The sequence below is a fragment of the Asticcacaulis sp. genome, assembly GCF_035497195.1.
Classification (GTDB): domain Bacteria; phylum Pseudomonadota; class Alphaproteobacteria; order Caulobacterales; family Caulobacteraceae; genus Asticcacaulis.
Window position 1 is genome coordinate 16,220 of record NZ_DATJDZ010000017.1, and the last position, 13,376, is coordinate 29,595.

General features: G+C 59.9%; 14 protein-coding genes and 1 tRNA gene. 3 read left to right on the forward strand and 12 right to left on the reverse strand.

Features of this window, described 5'->3' with window-relative positions:
- Positions 1 to 13 precede the first annotated feature (13 nt).
- Positions 14 to 1,198, reverse strand: coding sequence for a DUF2336 domain-containing protein (locus tag VL130_RS08905; protein ID WP_325362494.1), 1,185 nt, complete (start codon positions 1,196 to 1,198; stop codon positions 14 to 16).
- A gap of 246 nt (positions 1,199 to 1,444) precedes the next feature.
- Here VL130_RS08905 and VL130_RS08910 point away from each other — a divergent pair, with 246 nt between their 5' ends.
- A complete protein-coding gene (locus tag VL130_RS08910; RefSeq protein WP_325362496.1) occupies positions 1,445 to 3,262 on the forward strand; it encodes an ATP-binding protein in 1,818 nt (605 codons plus the stop codon).
- Position 3,263: 1 nt separating this feature from the next.
- Here VL130_RS08910 and VL130_RS08915 read toward each other — a convergent pair whose 3' ends face one another.
- The 10 genes from VL130_RS08915 to VL130_RS08960 form a co-directional block, all read right to left on the reverse strand.
- Positions 3,264 to 4,178, reverse strand: coding sequence for a transglycosylase SLT domain-containing protein (locus VL130_RS08915; protein WP_414636243.1), 915 nt, complete (start codon positions 4,176 to 4,178; stop codon positions 3,264 to 3,266).
- A 74-nt stretch (positions 4,179 to 4,252) separates the two neighbouring features.
- Positions 4,253 to 5,323, reverse strand: coding sequence for an FAD-dependent oxidoreductase (locus tag VL130_RS08920; protein WP_325362497.1), 1,071 nt, complete (start codon positions 5,321 to 5,323; stop codon positions 4,253 to 4,255).
- Between the two features lie 86 nt (positions 5,324 to 5,409).
- A tRNA-His gene (locus tag VL130_RS08925) sits at positions 5,410 to 5,486 on the reverse strand.
- A gap of 103 nt (positions 5,487 to 5,589) precedes the next feature.
- The gene (locus VL130_RS08930) at positions 5,590 to 6,351 is read right to left on the reverse strand and encodes a M48 family metallopeptidase (protein ID WP_325362498.1); all 762 of its coding nucleotides are present in this window, start codon (positions 6,349 to 6,351) and stop codon (positions 5,590 to 5,592) included.
- Between the two features lie 141 nt (positions 6,352 to 6,492).
- Positions 6,493 to 7,098 carry a hypothetical protein gene (locus VL130_RS08935; protein WP_325362499.1) on the reverse strand — a complete coding sequence of 202 codons (606 nt, stop codon included), beginning with the start codon at positions 7,096 to 7,098 and terminating at the stop codon, positions 6,493 to 6,495.
- A 124-nt stretch (positions 7,099 to 7,222) separates the two neighbouring features.
- Positions 7,223 to 7,399 (reverse strand): hypothetical protein, encoded by a 177-nt coding sequence (locus VL130_RS08940; protein WP_325362500.1) that lies wholly within the window; start codon positions 7,397 to 7,399, stop codon positions 7,223 to 7,225.
- A 57-nt stretch (positions 7,400 to 7,456) separates the two neighbouring features.
- On the reverse strand, positions 7,457 to 8,167 hold the full coding sequence (locus VL130_RS08945; RefSeq protein WP_325362501.1) for a TonB family protein: 711 nt from the start codon (positions 8,165 to 8,167) through the stop codon (positions 7,457 to 7,459).
- A gap of 13 nt (positions 8,168 to 8,180) precedes the next feature.
- Positions 8,181 to 8,615, reverse strand: a complete 435-nt coding sequence (locus VL130_RS08950) for a biopolymer transporter ExbD (RefSeq protein ID WP_325362502.1) — start codon at positions 8,613 to 8,615, stop codon at positions 8,181 to 8,183.
- A gap of 5 nt (positions 8,616 to 8,620) precedes the next feature.
- The gene (locus VL130_RS08955) at positions 8,621 to 9,508 is read right to left on the reverse strand and encodes a MotA/TolQ/ExbB proton channel family protein (protein WP_325362503.1); all 888 of its coding nucleotides are present in this window, start codon (positions 9,506 to 9,508) and stop codon (positions 8,621 to 8,623) included.
- A gap of 664 nt (positions 9,509 to 10,172) precedes the next feature.
- Complete coding sequence (locus VL130_RS08960; protein WP_325362504.1) at positions 10,173 to 10,769, reverse strand: XRE family transcriptional regulator; 597 nt, start codon at positions 10,767 to 10,769, stop codon at positions 10,173 to 10,175.
- Positions 10,770 to 10,868: 99 nt separating this feature from the next.
- On the opposite strand from VL130_RS08960, the gene kbl reads away from it, so the two are divergent.
- Both kbl and VL130_RS08970 read left to right on the forward strand, forming a co-directional pair.
- Positions 10,869 to 12,083, forward strand: a complete 1,215-nt coding sequence (gene kbl, locus VL130_RS08965; protein ID WP_325362505.1) for a glycine C-acetyltransferase — start codon at positions 10,869 to 10,871, stop codon at positions 12,081 to 12,083.
- Positions 12,083 to 13,042: an NAD-dependent epimerase/dehydratase family protein gene (locus tag VL130_RS08970; RefSeq protein WP_325362506.1), complete on the forward strand. Its 960-nt coding sequence runs from the start codon at positions 12,083 to 12,085 to the stop codon at positions 13,040 to 13,042. The genes kbl and VL130_RS08970 overlap by 1 nt, the downstream gene beginning before the upstream one ends.
- Before the next feature lie 18 nt (positions 13,043 to 13,060).
- Here VL130_RS08970 and VL130_RS08975 read toward each other — a convergent pair whose 3' ends face one another.
- Positions 13,061 to 13,339, reverse strand: a complete 279-nt coding sequence (locus VL130_RS08975) for a hypothetical protein (protein WP_325362507.1) — start codon at positions 13,337 to 13,339, stop codon at positions 13,061 to 13,063.
- Positions 13,340 to 13,376 lie beyond the last annotated feature (37 nt).

The following is a 13,376-nucleotide window of genomic DNA, read 5'->3' on the forward strand; positions in this document are numbered from 1 at the left end:
TGTTTCGAGAGTCTTAAGCCGCGCGCGTCAGTCCGTTGACGCCCGTCTCGGCGGCGCGACTCCAGCGGCGGCCCTTGCTGTCGCGGTCGAGGCGTTCAAAGAGATAGATCAGGTCTTCGCGTGGCGCGTAGGGCGATTGCGTCAGGAAACGCTCGATCATCCGCTCCTGTAGCCGAACCGGATCGAGATGACCGGCTTCGGCCTGGAGGGTGTGATAGACTTCGACCGCCACGCGGAAGGTCTGGAACATACGGCCCGGCAGACCGGCCCGGTCATAGATGGCGCGCAGGCCCAGGGTGCCGGCGTCATGCACCATCAGCCAGGTCCGCTCATGTGGCACACCCGAAAGTTCGGCCAGGGCATATTCGAAAAAGCCCATGTGGCCCCGCGCCAGCGCGCGCAGGATCAGCGAAGGCGTCAGGCGACCGGCGACCATCAGGTGATGCGCCAGGCCTTGCGGATCGAAGCTGGCCCCCGCCTGATCCGCCATGTCGACCGTGGCGCGCTCCTGCGTGGCGGTGACGATCTCGACGGCGGCTTCGGGTGACAGGGCGTGCTGCGAAATCAGTTGTTCACGCAGGCCGGCGCTGACGATATTGATCAGGCGCTCGCTGATCGAAACCGGCAAGGTTTTGCGATTGATCAGGACGCTGTGCAGCACTTCCGAAGCGCCGAAGCGATCCATGACGCGGTTCATGCTGTCTTCGGAAAACCGGGCATTGTCATTGGCGCAGGCGATCACCACCGCCTCCTCGACGCCGTTGTCGGCCAGGGATAGCGTAACAACCTCCGACAGGGCGTCACGCTTGGCGATGGCGACCTGACGCACCGGCCCGCCCGAACGGATGATGTCGGTCAGGTCTTCATCAGTGAACAGCGGCGAATGGGTCAGGACCGGCACCGAAACCGTGACCACATCCTGCGCCAGCTTCATGGCGACATCATGCGGCAGCAGATCGGAAGTCCGCAGGGTGACGGCCAGGGCGCGGCGCACCAGCTCGGCGGCGTCCTGGGCCAGCATACGGATGATTTCCTGCGCGGCGCGGCGCTCGCCTTCGCTCAGTTCGCCGCGTTCCATCGCCCGGCAAATCTTGTGCGTGGCGACGGCGCGGTCATCGGCGTTTTCGCTGCGCACAAGACCCTGGATATCCAGGTCGGAAAGGCTTGCGCGCTGGATGAGAATATTACCGGCTGTCATGATGACGAATCCTTGGAAAGGCTTGAAAATACAGTGTCGCGCCGGAATCCTAATGAAACCTTTATCGATAGGGTTGATGGGGTGTTTACCTTGTAAATCAAGGCCAAAAACGGCCTGTGTTGTGGCAACATCCAATTCCCGCAAGGAATCCAGACGTCTGCGTCCCTCACAAAACCACATCGAAAATTTACACCCTTTTCACCTGTGGTAACCGGGCGGCAACGAACATCTGCTACGCTCGCCCGCATGAACGCGTTTACCCCCGACCTGTCCCGAAAACCGGCGCCATTGCCGCGCAGCGCGTCGCGCGATTCCGTCGTGCTCGATTACGGCCTGATCGCACAGTGGCGGCTGGCCCCCTACGCGCTCGGCTTTTTCGGCATCGGCCTGCCGCTGTTCCTGTGGACGGCCCGCATCTCCCTGCCTGTCTGGCTGATGGCTGCCTATATGCTGTTGTTCATCATCAACTGGACGGTCTTCATGATGATGAAGGGCCAGGTGGCCCGCCGCATGACGCCCATGCCCATACCGGACGCCGCCATCCGCCGCGGCCTGATCCGCGAACGCCTGTGGCGGCAATGGCTGGCAGGCGGGCTATGGGCGCTGACCCTGCTGGCTATTTCGCTCAGCATCGGCGCCGGCCCCTATACCGCCACCTTGCTGCTGCTCTGCGCCGGTGCGGCGATCGGCATTATCTTCTTCAGCGCCCCGGTGCTGCTCTTTCTGCTGACCCTCGGCCCGCTGGCGGCGGCCGGTCCGGTCTTCGCCCTGTACCATCTCGATTCCACCGGCGAACTGGCCCAGCCGATGATGGGCGGCATGGCCCTCGCCCTCGCTATGGCCTTCATTCTCAACCGGCATATGCAGGAGCATTACCTGCTGGAAAACGCCCAACTCGACGCCGCGCTCGAACGCGAGGCTGTCCGCGCCGGGACCGAGGCCCTCAACGAAGCCAAGATGGCGCTGATGGAAACCCTGTCGCGTGAGGTGCAGACCGGCCTGAAAGGCGTGGAGCAAAACCTGCTGCAAGGCCTGACTCATCTGACCCGCGCCCCTGCCCCGCGCCAGTATGTCGATGCCGCCCTGGCAGAGATCGCTCACCTGCAAACCATCCTGGTCACCACGCTGGACAACGACACGGCCGCCGCAGGTCAGATTGAGATCGACCTGCAACCGCTCGATATAGACCGGCTGGCGCAACGCCTGATGGCCCAGTTCGCCGACCTCGCCCGCACCAAGGATCTTACCTTCACCTACAATATGCAGGGCTTGCCGAAAACCGGCGCCGTGCGCGGCGACGAACACCGCGTCGAGCAGATCCTGGCGCATCTGTTGAGCAACGCCCTGCTCTACACCCAGCAAGGCCGGGTCGAATTGAAACTGATCCATACGCCGGAAGGCTTTATACGTATCGAGGTGGTCGATTCCGGTCCCGGTCTCAGCGAGGAAGAACTGGCCCTGGCCTTTACACCGCACAGCCGCATCCTGCGCACCTCCTCCGGTCATTCGGGCGCGGGTCTCGGCCTCAGCCTGTCACGCTCTTTAAGCGAACTGATGGGGGGGCGCACCGGCGCGGAAAGCACGCTCGATGTCGGCTCGAAATTCTGGCTGGACCTGCCCTATGACGCCCGCGCCAAGCCGCCGCCCCGTCCGGTCGAACCGGAAGAACCGGATGCCGCGCCAGACCATTCCCTGCGTATCCTGCTGATCGCCAATGACAGCCTGCGCGCGGCGCAATTGCGCGACGTGCTCGAACGCCAAGGGCACAAGTGCCTGACCTCGACCACACGCGAGCGCGCCCTGACCCTGGCCAGAAAAGCCCCGGTGGACGCCTGCCTGATCAGCACAGGTGCGTTCGAGGCGCTGGACGATGACGGCAATCGCGTAAAGCTGGCGGCCTGGTTTGATAGCCTGCGCGGCACACAGGCCGATACGCGGCTCAATATCCTGGCCCTTCTGCCGGATGGCGCACAGGCCGAAGTCTTGCAAGAGCTGGGTGTGCGCGTCCTGCTGATGCCATTGAACCGGGAATCCCTGCTGCGCGCCCTGGCACAGACGGCGTAACTTACCCCATCAAGCTACCGAAGGCCTTGCCGAAACCGCTCGAATTGTCGCCAGGCTTGCTGTCGACATCGCCCTCTTCCCCCGGTCCGAAGGCCGACATCAGTTGCGTGGCGAACAACAGGCTCTGCTGGCCATCGCTGCCGCCAAAGACCATGTTCATGATCGCCTGATCGGCCTTCACCTTGTCCCAACGCGCGGTCAGCATTGTCGTCCCGACGGCCGTATCCTCTATCGGATCGAGTTGCCGGACCGTTACCGTTGCCGAACCGCCGGTGCGCGTCAGGTTGGCGACCACATCGGTGACATTCAGCGCGTGACCGTTTTGATAAAAGATACTGCGATTGGCTCGCGCCGCCGCCGGGAACAGGTTGGCCGCAATGGCGTTAGGACGGCTCTGGCTGGTCTTGATCAGGTTCGCTGCCCCGTCGGGACCGAGAAAATGCGCCGCGTAAAGCTCGCCTTGCGTCGGGTCACGGCCAATGCGGCCCCTGAGGTAGGCGGCGTGACCGGCGGTCAGTTCGGCTCCCATGACGGCGCTGGCATTGGCGTCATAGCGCAGGCCCAGCACCTGTTTGCGCGCCACCGGGTTATTGACATGATAAAGGCCGTCGCGCCCCTTGCTGATCTGGTCGGCATAGGCGCCATAGCCATGCTTGGCGCCGTGGGTCTTGACCGTGCCCAGCCAGGTCTGTTCGATGAACTGGAACAGGCCGGCCGCCGAAGAGGTCGGGGCCTTGGCGTTCGGGTTGAGTGAACTTTCCCGTGTCGCCGTCTTGACCAGATAGGTGAAATCAACGCCCGTAGCGTTAGCGGCCCGTTGCAGCGCCCCCATAACGCCCGTTGTGGCCTGACGCACACCACCATTCACCTGATCCGTTATCTGGTTCAGGCGGTTCGGATCAATCGCTGGAGGCATATAGGCAGGCATCATAAACCTTATGGATCGGCAGATTTTGCCGCCCGCTTGGTTAATATTGCGTTTAACGTGTGTTAATTTTCCGGACTATGGAAACGATCGGGCCGGTAGATACCCGCGTCAGGGCTTTCCCGGCCCTCGACCAGAGCCAGGATGATCTGCGCCGCAAACGGGGCAAAGATATAGCCATTACGCCGCATTCCGGTGGCGACCAACACACCTGATGCCGGATCACGGCCGATCATCGGCCAACCGTCGGGCGTACTGGCGCGAATACCCGTGCGGGGCACCGCCTTATCCAGTTCCAGATCAGGAAACAACGTCCGCGCCCGGCTTTTCAGGTCAGCGACTACGGCCGATTCAATATCGAGATCAGCCTGCCCCGCCTGCATGGTGGCGCCAAACCGGGCGCCGTCGGTACGTGTCGCCAGATAGCCCGCAGCCCCCCGCAGAACCACGGGCGGGCGGTCCGCCGGCACATCGAGCAGATGCCCCTTGATCGGCGACAGATTAGGTACGCCCAATTGGTGGCTGTCATAACCGGCGGCAATGACGATCTCGTCCCCCGCCACCCAGCCGATATGATCGACATGAACCCGGCCGGCCTCTACGCCATCCACAGCCCCACGCACCATAACGCCATCGAGCGCGCGGAAATGCGCCTCGAAGGCCTGAAGCAGGGACATAGCCGACACATTGCCGTCGCCTGGCACACGCATGGCGGATATCCCCTCCCCCACGCCCAGTCCGCGCACCCGTTCATCGGAAATCGCCGCCAGTTCGACACCCGTGTCCGAAAGACTTTCGGGCGCCTCCCCTTCTCCGGCAGGCCAGACGAAATAGCTGTGGCCCTCAAGGACTTCCGTCCACAGGAAGCGCAGGCTTTGCGGCCAGAGGGGCATCAAATCGCGCCAGGCAGATTGTGCGACCTTGAGCCTGTTGAAACTGAAAGCCGGATCGGGTTCGTTCATCGCTTCCATGGCCGGCGCGATCATGCCCGCCGCAATGCCCGACGCGGTATCGCCGGGTGCATCACGCGCGATCAGGGTGACCTTATGGCCGCTGGCCTGAAGCGCAACCGCGATGGTCAGGCCGGTGATGCCGCCGCCGACGATGATGACTGACTGAGAGAAAGACTGCGCCATGATTTCGACCTACGCGATTCCAGGCTCCGGCGCCATGCGACACGAAAGCTTTTTTATGCGGGGCGATTTGGGAGATTGTCTTGCGATGGTACCGCCTCTCAGGCTTGAACTGAGGACCTCCGGTTCCACAAACCGGCGCTCTAACCAACTGAGCTAAGGCGGCACATCATCGCAGGGGGCATCCTCTAATATGGCGCAGGAGGATGATCAAGCCCCTAAAGCGGGAAACTGTGTGATTTATGTGAAAATCACGCTATCCCCCCTTTCTACTTATATCCCTTGGCCGCGATATAGTCCTGCAAGTCCTTGATGCGCGTCTTGTCCGACGGGTGGGTTGACATAAATTCCGGCGGCGCGCCCGAATTCTGCGCCATCATGTTCTGCCACACCTCGACAGCGGCGCTGGGGCGATAGCCGGCCTTCGCCATCAGATCGACGCCGATGCGGTCAGCCTCCGATTCATGCTTGCGCGAATAGGGCAGCAAGAGGCCAAGCTGCGCACCCAGGCCACCATAGCTCGAAATCGCCTTCTGGACATTGCCCTTGGTCACGCCGGCGGCCGCGCCGAGCACGCCCTGCGTCGCCATCTGCTGTGAGGCGCGTTCGGCGGCGTGTTTACCGAGGACGTGGGCGGTTTCGTGGCCGATCACCGCCGCCAGTTGGTCATCCGTCATCACCACCTTGAACAGGCCGGTATTGATGCCGACCTTCTTGCCGGGAATGACAAAGGCGTTGGGCTGGTCATCCTGGAACAGCACATATTCCCAGCCAGTCGCGCCCAGGCCCGACGCCGCGGCGATGCGCGCCCCGACCGTCTGGATACGTTTGTTGAGCACCGGATCTTTCGATATTTTCGCCGTCTTGAGCTGTTCCTGCCAGGCGGTGAGCGCGCTTTGTTCCAGCGCCGCGTCATCGACCAGGAGGAATTGCGACCGGCCAAGCGTATCATTGGTTTCACAGCCGTTCAGGGCGAAGCCAGCCCCCACAAGCGCCACAGCCATGGCGGATAATTTCAGGTAACGCGTCATGATGTCTTCCCCGGATAAATGTCAGGATTGATACTTTTAGCCACCCTAACCTGTGACCGAAAAAAATGACATTGTAATTTTTCGCACAAAAAAAGCGCTCCGGACTCCCGTCCGAAGCGCGTCTCTTCTTAGACCAAATGATCAGCCGAGCTTCCATTTGACCGTGGTGCGCAGGATGGAGCCAATCTTGACATCTCCCTGGCTGGTATCAACCCGGCCCTTATCCTGAACCATCTGCACCGTCGCCTTGCCGAACCCGTAATTGCCGGGAATTTCCGACAAAGCGATGCAGTGCACACGGCCGGCCTTATCCAGCACCGTACATTCCACCGTGGCGGCCCCCTCCACCTCGTCATTGGCGGCGCGTGCCGGATAGTATTGGCCCAGCGCATTGGAATCCGGGAAACGAGTCCAGTGAGCGGTTACGTAGACAGGCGCCGCCGGCCCTTGCGCCTGGGTGACAGGCCCTTGCACGATCTCTGGCGGGCCGGTCAGTGGCTGCGGATTTGGGTCTACCTTCGGCTCAATACGCAGTGGTTCGACCGTCGTCTCAATCGTTGAAACAGGCGCGTGTACGGTAACGGCTTTGACCGGCTTGTCGGTCGGTTCCGGAGGTTTGGGTTGCAGCCGGTCCATCGTCATGATCACCGGAGGATCAGAGGGCGGCGTTTCCACAGGCGCAAGGCTGAATGTCTGATTGAAAAAATAGTACAGAAGCGCGAGATGCAGAAGAACAGCAAATAACATGCCCCAGTAAAAGGAAGGCGGAAGTTTCTTTGATTTCGGCGTGTCAAATATAGGCGAGTGAAAGCTGTGAACAGCATCTGTCATAATAAGTCTCCTCCATGATTACAGTATCACGCAGAAGGAATTACAGCCCGCCCCGGCAAAAAATCATCACCGATACAATGCTGTACGCACCTGCATCAACGAGTATAGTCCGTTTACTTTTCTTGTCCTTGGTATCACCGTACTCCCATTTTAAATTTGACGCAATCGTCAGATTGATAGCCATTCGCAATTTCATTGGGCGCAGTTCATCAGGCATAAAAAAACACCCTAGACGAAAGTCCAGGGTGTTTTTGGTCTTCGAGCCTGACAATAATCAACCAGGCAAAGTCCATTTATAGGTGAACTTTCGTCGGTCGCCATCACGCAACTGACCGCCAACGGAAGACGGGTCAACCCGCGCATATCTGATGAACGCCTTGACGGTCGCCGCAGCGAAGCCGTAGCCTTTCGGGCTTTCGCTCACCACATCACAGGACGTCACGCGACCGGATGAATTGATGGCGCAATCGATTGTGACCGTGCCTTCCACTTCATCGTTGAGTGCTCTGTCCGGATACAGATCCGCAAGAACGTCACCACTCGGATACTTCCAGTTACCCGTCACATAGTGAGGCCCTGGCGGGGTCACTGGCGGCGGCGTACCGGTGTTCATCTGTGCCGGCGGCTCCTTGTATTCCACGCGCTTTTCCTGCGGAACAGGCGGCACGGGGATAGGCGGCGGCGGCGTGATGTTCGGCTGAGGCGGCGCTTCACGTGGCTGAACCACGGGAGGGGGCGGCGCCTTCGGAGGCGGTGGCGGAGGCGGTGGCGGCGGTGGAGGCGGAGGCGGCGCGACCAGGTCGACGTTCACCTTCTCATCCGTAAACTTTTCCGCCTTCAACTCGAACTTCGCCTGAAGGAAATAGTACGCGACACCTATGTGCAGCGCGGCTGCGACGCCAATACCAATCCAGAGAGAACCTGAGTTCTTTTTCTCTGGCGGATCAAGAATCGGGTCCCGTTTCCTATGGGGTGTTTCTTCCATAAATTAGACCCTCTTACTTTGCGTCATCTTCACCCTGAAGAGCGACACTGTAGAAACCATTGTCCTGCAGCTTATTCATCACCTTCATGAATTCGGCGTAGCGGGTGCCTTTATCACAACGGATGAAAATACGTTCTTCATCGGGGTTCCGTGCACCGATCGCCTTCTTGAGGTCATCCCCAAGGGCATCGAGAGACGTAGGTTCGTTGCCGATGTACACGTTGCCGCTCTTTTGCAACGAGATGTAAACCGGCTTCGGCGGGTTTTGTATTGGTTTGGCGACTGCCGGGGGCAGCTTCACTTCTACCGACACAGTGGCGAGCGGCGCCGCCACCATGAAGATAATAAGCAGAACCAGCATGACGTCGACGAACGGCGTAACGTTGATTTCCGCGTTGGCCTCGACGTGAAACTTCGAGCCGCCACCACCTGATAGCTTGGCTCCCATATCAGTTACGCCCCTTTGTCGAGTTGACGCGACAGGGAGTTGATCAGTTCGGAAACGAATTGTTCCGAACGGATGCCGTAGTTGGAGATGGAGGTGTTGAAGATGTTGTACATGACAACGGCCGGGATAGCGGCGATCAGACCGAGGCCGGTAGCCATAAGAGCTTCAGCGATACCCGGCGCAACGACGGCCAGGTTGGTCGTGTGCGACTGGGCGATCGAGATGAAGGAGTTCATGATGCCGTAAACGGTACCGAACAGACCGATAAAGGGCGAGGTCGAACCGACCGAAGCCAGGAAGGACAGGCCACCCGACAGGCGCTTGGCCAGACCGGCTTGAACGGCGGCAACCGAAGCTTCGGCGCGGTGCAGAACGGCGTCACGGTGTTCGCCGGAGATTTGCAGGCCGGCTTGCTTGGACAGTTGAACTTCTTCGGTGGCCACGGCGGCCATGTCGGCCAGCGGGTTACCGGCGAATTCGTCCGAAACCGAGATGCGGTTGATGTCGGCGATCGAGCGGGCGCCACGATAGGCTTCGAGATAGTTCGTGGTGACGCGGTTCAGCGAGGAGAAGTCCATCAGCTTCATGATCAGCAGGACCCAGGAGATGACCGAGCAAACGGCCAGCAGAGCCATGACGAGCTTAACGACAACCGTTGCGCCCATGAACATGGAGACGAAATCGACATTGGCGGTATGCGGCAGGGCAGCCGTCGAGGAGCTGTCTTCCGTCGTGGCTTCGGCGGCGGCAGGCGCCGCGTCCGTGGGAGCGGCGACCGAAGCGGCCGCCGAGGTGGGGGCCGGGGCCGTGGCGGCCATAGCGGGAGCGCTCATCAGCAGGGCGGCAGCGCCAAGCAGAGCAATGAGCGGATTAGATTTCTTGTGTTCGAGCATTTTTCGCCAATTCCTGAATATGGACTTCACCCACCGAAGGGTTGACCAAGGACTAAAGGGGAAGCGTTTACCCCATGTTAAAAACAATAGACGCGCAAAAGACCGCGGGCATAAGCCCTCGGCCCCAACGAGTCCCCGTGTCCGGGCAAAGTACGTACAGAATCTAACGTCCGTATCACACCATGCCAGAGCACAAACTCTGCCATTATGAACCAAAGCGATTCAAAAGGCGACCTCTTTGTTACAGGCTGTTACACCTGTGACCCAAGCGGTTTGGGCCTAAATGATCCGGCAACGCCTTAAACGTCAAGGTGTCAGTTACAGACTTTTCACGCCGCCGCGACATGTAGACGGGGGTGCTTACCAAAGTGTGAAGCAAAAGTTCAAACATGTCCGATAGTTAATCTTGCAAAGCGCTTGCAAAAAAAAATTGCTTCATGGTCAAAAAAAATTCGCTCGCAGGTCAGTTTGGCCACGGAAAACGCCTTAAAGGCGAATTTTCACACGCGGCCGCAACCATCGGACACGACGCATAAATGTTAGCGCTCCCAAAAACAGCGTTATAAGGAGTTGCGACTCGCACCGGTGGCTAATCGGGCGTCCCACATAGCAGGAAGAAAAAGCCCCTCTCCCTTAATCAAAGATAGCCGCCAATTCCAAGTGGTCAATCCGGGTGCGCAACGACCAAGAGCATGGTCGCCACCGACTTGCCGGGATTCGAGATCGCGTGGGCGACATCAACGGCATAGCGCGCCGTCTCGCCCTGCCGGAGCTTCTTTTCTTCCGCGCCGGCACGCACCACGACGGAACCGGACAGCACAGACAGGTGTTCCCTGGCACCTTGTTCGTGTGCGTCCGAGATCAACGCCCCGCCCGGCTGGATGACCAGTTCGTACCATTCGAACTTTCCGGCCAATTCGATCGGCCCCAGGATGCGCAACTCGCTTTTACCGTCCGGATTGATCAATGAGGGCGTTTCGTGCGCCGCCACCACGGAAATACTCGGCCCAACGCGTTCGGCGCGGCCGCCGGCCAGAAAATCTGTGATCGAGACCCCCAGCGCGTTGGATAGCCGCCACAGCACAGCCACCGTCGGGTTCGTCGTATTGCGCTCGATCTGAGACAGCATCGACTTCGACACTCCTGCCCGCTTCGACAGTTCATCGAGCGACAGTTTCTGCCCCTGGCGCAGGCTCTGCAACGTCGCCCCGATGGCGGGCGGGCCTTCGAGAACAGAATTGGCGATAACCGGGCTGGACATCTGTGTTGTGCTTTCCCAAATTATCCGTTATAACGGAATTTAGATCGATATATTGAACATCGTTCGATTTAACGCCCACCCTAGCTGAAAGAGGTTCTCATGTCGAGCCAGCCAAATACCGGCGTCCAAGCGTTCTTAGATAACGTCAACGCCACGCTCGCTACGGCCCGGCAGGACGGCCTGTTCAAATCCGAACGGGTGATCGCCACGCCACAGGGCGCCCTGGTGCGTTTGTCCGATGGCCGGCAACTGATCAATATGTGCGCCAACAACTATCTCGGCCTGTCGTCGCACCCCACGGTCATCGCGGCGGCGCACAAAGCGCTGGACGATCGCGGCTTTGGCCTCAGTTCGGTGCGCTTTATCTGCGGCACCCAGGACCTGCATAAGGAACTGGAGCAACGGCTGGCCCGTTTTCTCGGCACCGAAGACACCATCCTCTACGGCTCGGCTTTCGACGCCAACGGCGGGCTTTTTGAAACGCTTTTGAGCGATGCCGATGCGGTGATCAGCGACGAACTGAACCACGCATCAATCATTGACGGCATTCGCCTGTCGAAGGCGCAACGTTATCGCTACAAGAATAATGACATGGCCGATCTGGAGCGCTGCCTTCAGGAAGCCGATGCCGCGGGCGCGCGCCACAAGCTGGTCTTTACCGACGGCGTTTTCTCGATGGACGGCATTATCGCCCGGCTCGATGAGATTCGCGTGCTGTGCGATCGCTACGGTGCGCTGCTCGGCGTTGATGACAGCCATGCTTCCGGCTTCCTCGGCGCGCGCGGACGCGGCACCCATGAACTGCGCGGCGTCTTCGGCAAGGTGGACATCATCACCGGCACGCTTGGCAAGGCGCTCGGCGGCGCTTCGGGCGGCTTTACGGCTGGCCGCAAGGAAGTGGTCGAGTTGCTGCGTCAACGTTCGCGCCCCTATCTGTTCTCCAATACCGTTGCGCCAATGATCGTCGGCGCCACCATCGCCGTGCTCGACCTGCTCGAAGGCAGCACCGACCTGCGTGACCGTCTGGAACACAATGCGGCGTTCTTCCGTGACGGTCTGACGAAGCTCGGCTTCGAACTGAAACCCCGCCAGCACCCAATCATTCCGGTGATGATCCACGATGCCGAAACCTCGCAGCGCCTCTCGGCTCGTTTACTCGAACTGGGCGTCTACGCAGTCGGCTTCTTCTATCCGGTCGTGCCAAAAAACCAGGCACGCATCCGCGTCCAGATCAGCGCCGCCCACACTGAAGAAGAACTGACGACCGCCCTCGCCGCCTTTGCCACGGCCGGCCGCGAACTGGGGTTGATCTGATGCCTAAAATCCTGATTATCGGCGCCAATGGCCAGCTCGGCAGCGAACTGGCAATCGCCCTGGCGGATAAATACGGCGCGGCTCAGATCGTCACCAGCGATATCTCGCCGGCGCAACCCTCCGGGCTAAGGCATGAAATTCTGGATGCCACCGATGCGGACGCCCTGCGCCGGGTTGTGACAGAAAACGCCATAAGCCAAGTCTATCACCTCGCCGCAGCGCTTTCGGCTACAGGCGAGAAAAATCCGCTGTGGGCATGGAACCTGAACATGACCAGCCTGCTTAATGTGCTGGAACTGGCGCGCGAACGGAAACTCAGCGTCTTCTGGCCCAGTTCCATTGCCGTTTTCGGCTCGACGACGCCGGCCGACCATACGCCGCAGAAAACCATCATCGAGCCTGAAACCGTCTACGGCATCTCCAAGCAGGCCGGCGAAGGCTGGTGCCGCTGGTATAATGAGACGCATGGCGTCGATGTGCGCAGCCTGCGCTATCCCGGCCTGATCTCCTGGAAGACCCCGCCGGGCGGCGGCACCACCGATTACGCCATTGATATCTTCCGCGCGGCGGTGTTGGGCGAGACCTATAGCTGTTTCCTCGACGCTCACGAGACCTTGCCGATGATGTACATGGCCGACGCCATCCGCGCCACGATCGAACTGATGGAAGCGCCGGCGGACACCATCACCGAACGCGGCAGCTATAATGTGAGCGGCGTCAGCTTCTCGCCCGCGGAGATAGCGGCTGAAATCGCCCGCCAATCGCCCGGCTTTCATATCGAATACGCGCCCGATTACCGTCAGGCCATCGCCGCTGCCTGGCCTGATTCGCTTGATGACAGTCAAGCGGCCACGGATTGGGGCTGGCGCGCCGAATACGGCCTGCCGCAACTTGTCAGCGAAATGCTGGCCGGTATGAAGCGTCACGCTCCTGTCACGCTTCATCAAATGGCAAAATAATTTTTGCCGTTCAGCAGGTTATGCGGTCAACTGAATGCCGTACTTGAATTCAAAACCACGAATTTCAGCAATGACCTCGGCTACCGACATCAAGAGTTCATTATAAGCCGCTGAATTGACTGACTTGTCGGGACAGGCGTCCTTTTCGACGCCCAGAGTCGCCTTTTTCTCGAACAACAGATCGACGAGGGCGGCGTCCATCGCCAGTTCATCCAGCATGACACCACCGGATTTCGCCAGCGGCGAACGGGCCAGGATTTCCGTAATATCTTCAAGTCGTGTCAGGCGATCGTGCATTCCGGTTCTCCGTCACGCATGATGATCATAGAAAGGT

Excerpts from the sequence above, each read along its gene's own strand:
- VL130_RS08905 (WP_325362494.1), bottom strand. The coding sequence starts at position 1,198 with ATGACAGCCGGTAATATTCTCATCCAGCGCGCAAGCCTTTCCGACCTG.
- VL130_RS08910 (WP_325362496.1), top strand. The coding sequence starts at position 1,445 with ATGAACGCGTTTACCCCCGACCTGTCCCGAAAACCGGCGCCATTGCCG.
- VL130_RS08915 (WP_414636243.1), bottom strand. The coding sequence starts at position 4,178 with ATGCCTCCAGCGATTGATCCGAACCGCCTGAACCAGATAACGGATCAG.
- VL130_RS08920 (WP_325362497.1), bottom strand. The coding sequence starts at position 5,323 with ATGGCGCAGTCTTTCTCTCAGTCAGTCATCATCGTCGGCGGCGGCATC.
- VL130_RS08930 (WP_325362498.1), bottom strand. The coding sequence starts at position 6,351 with ATGACGCGTTACCTGAAATTATCCGCCATGGCTGTGGCGCTTGTGGGG.
- VL130_RS08935 (WP_325362499.1), bottom strand. The coding sequence starts at position 7,098 with ATGTTATTTGCTGTTCTTCTGCATCTCGCGCTTCTGTACTATTTTTTC.
- VL130_RS08940 (WP_325362500.1), bottom strand. The coding sequence starts at position 7,399 with ATGCCTGATGAACTGCGCCCAATGAAATTGCGAATGGCTATCAATCTG.
- VL130_RS08945 (WP_325362501.1), bottom strand. The coding sequence starts at position 8,167 with ATGGAAGAAACACCCCATAGGAAACGGGACCCGATTCTTGATCCGCCA.
- VL130_RS08950 (WP_325362502.1), bottom strand. The coding sequence starts at position 8,615 with ATGGGAGCCAAGCTATCAGGTGGTGGCGGCTCGAAGTTTCACGTCGAG.
- VL130_RS08955 (WP_325362503.1), bottom strand. The coding sequence starts at position 9,508 with ATGCTCGAACACAAGAAATCTAATCCGCTCATTGCTCTGCTTGGCGCT.
- VL130_RS08960 (WP_325362504.1), bottom strand. The coding sequence starts at position 10,769 with ATGTCCAGCCCGGTTATCGCCAATTCTGTTCTCGAAGGCCCGCCCGCC.
- kbl (WP_325362505.1), top strand. The coding sequence starts at position 10,869 with ATGTCGAGCCAGCCAAATACCGGCGTCCAAGCGTTCTTAGATAACGTC.
- VL130_RS08970 (WP_325362506.1), top strand. The coding sequence starts at position 12,083 with ATGCCTAAAATCCTGATTATCGGCGCCAATGGCCAGCTCGGCAGCGAA.
- VL130_RS08975 (WP_325362507.1), bottom strand. The coding sequence starts at position 13,339 with ATGCACGATCGCCTGACACGACTTGAAGATATTACGGAAATCCTGGCC.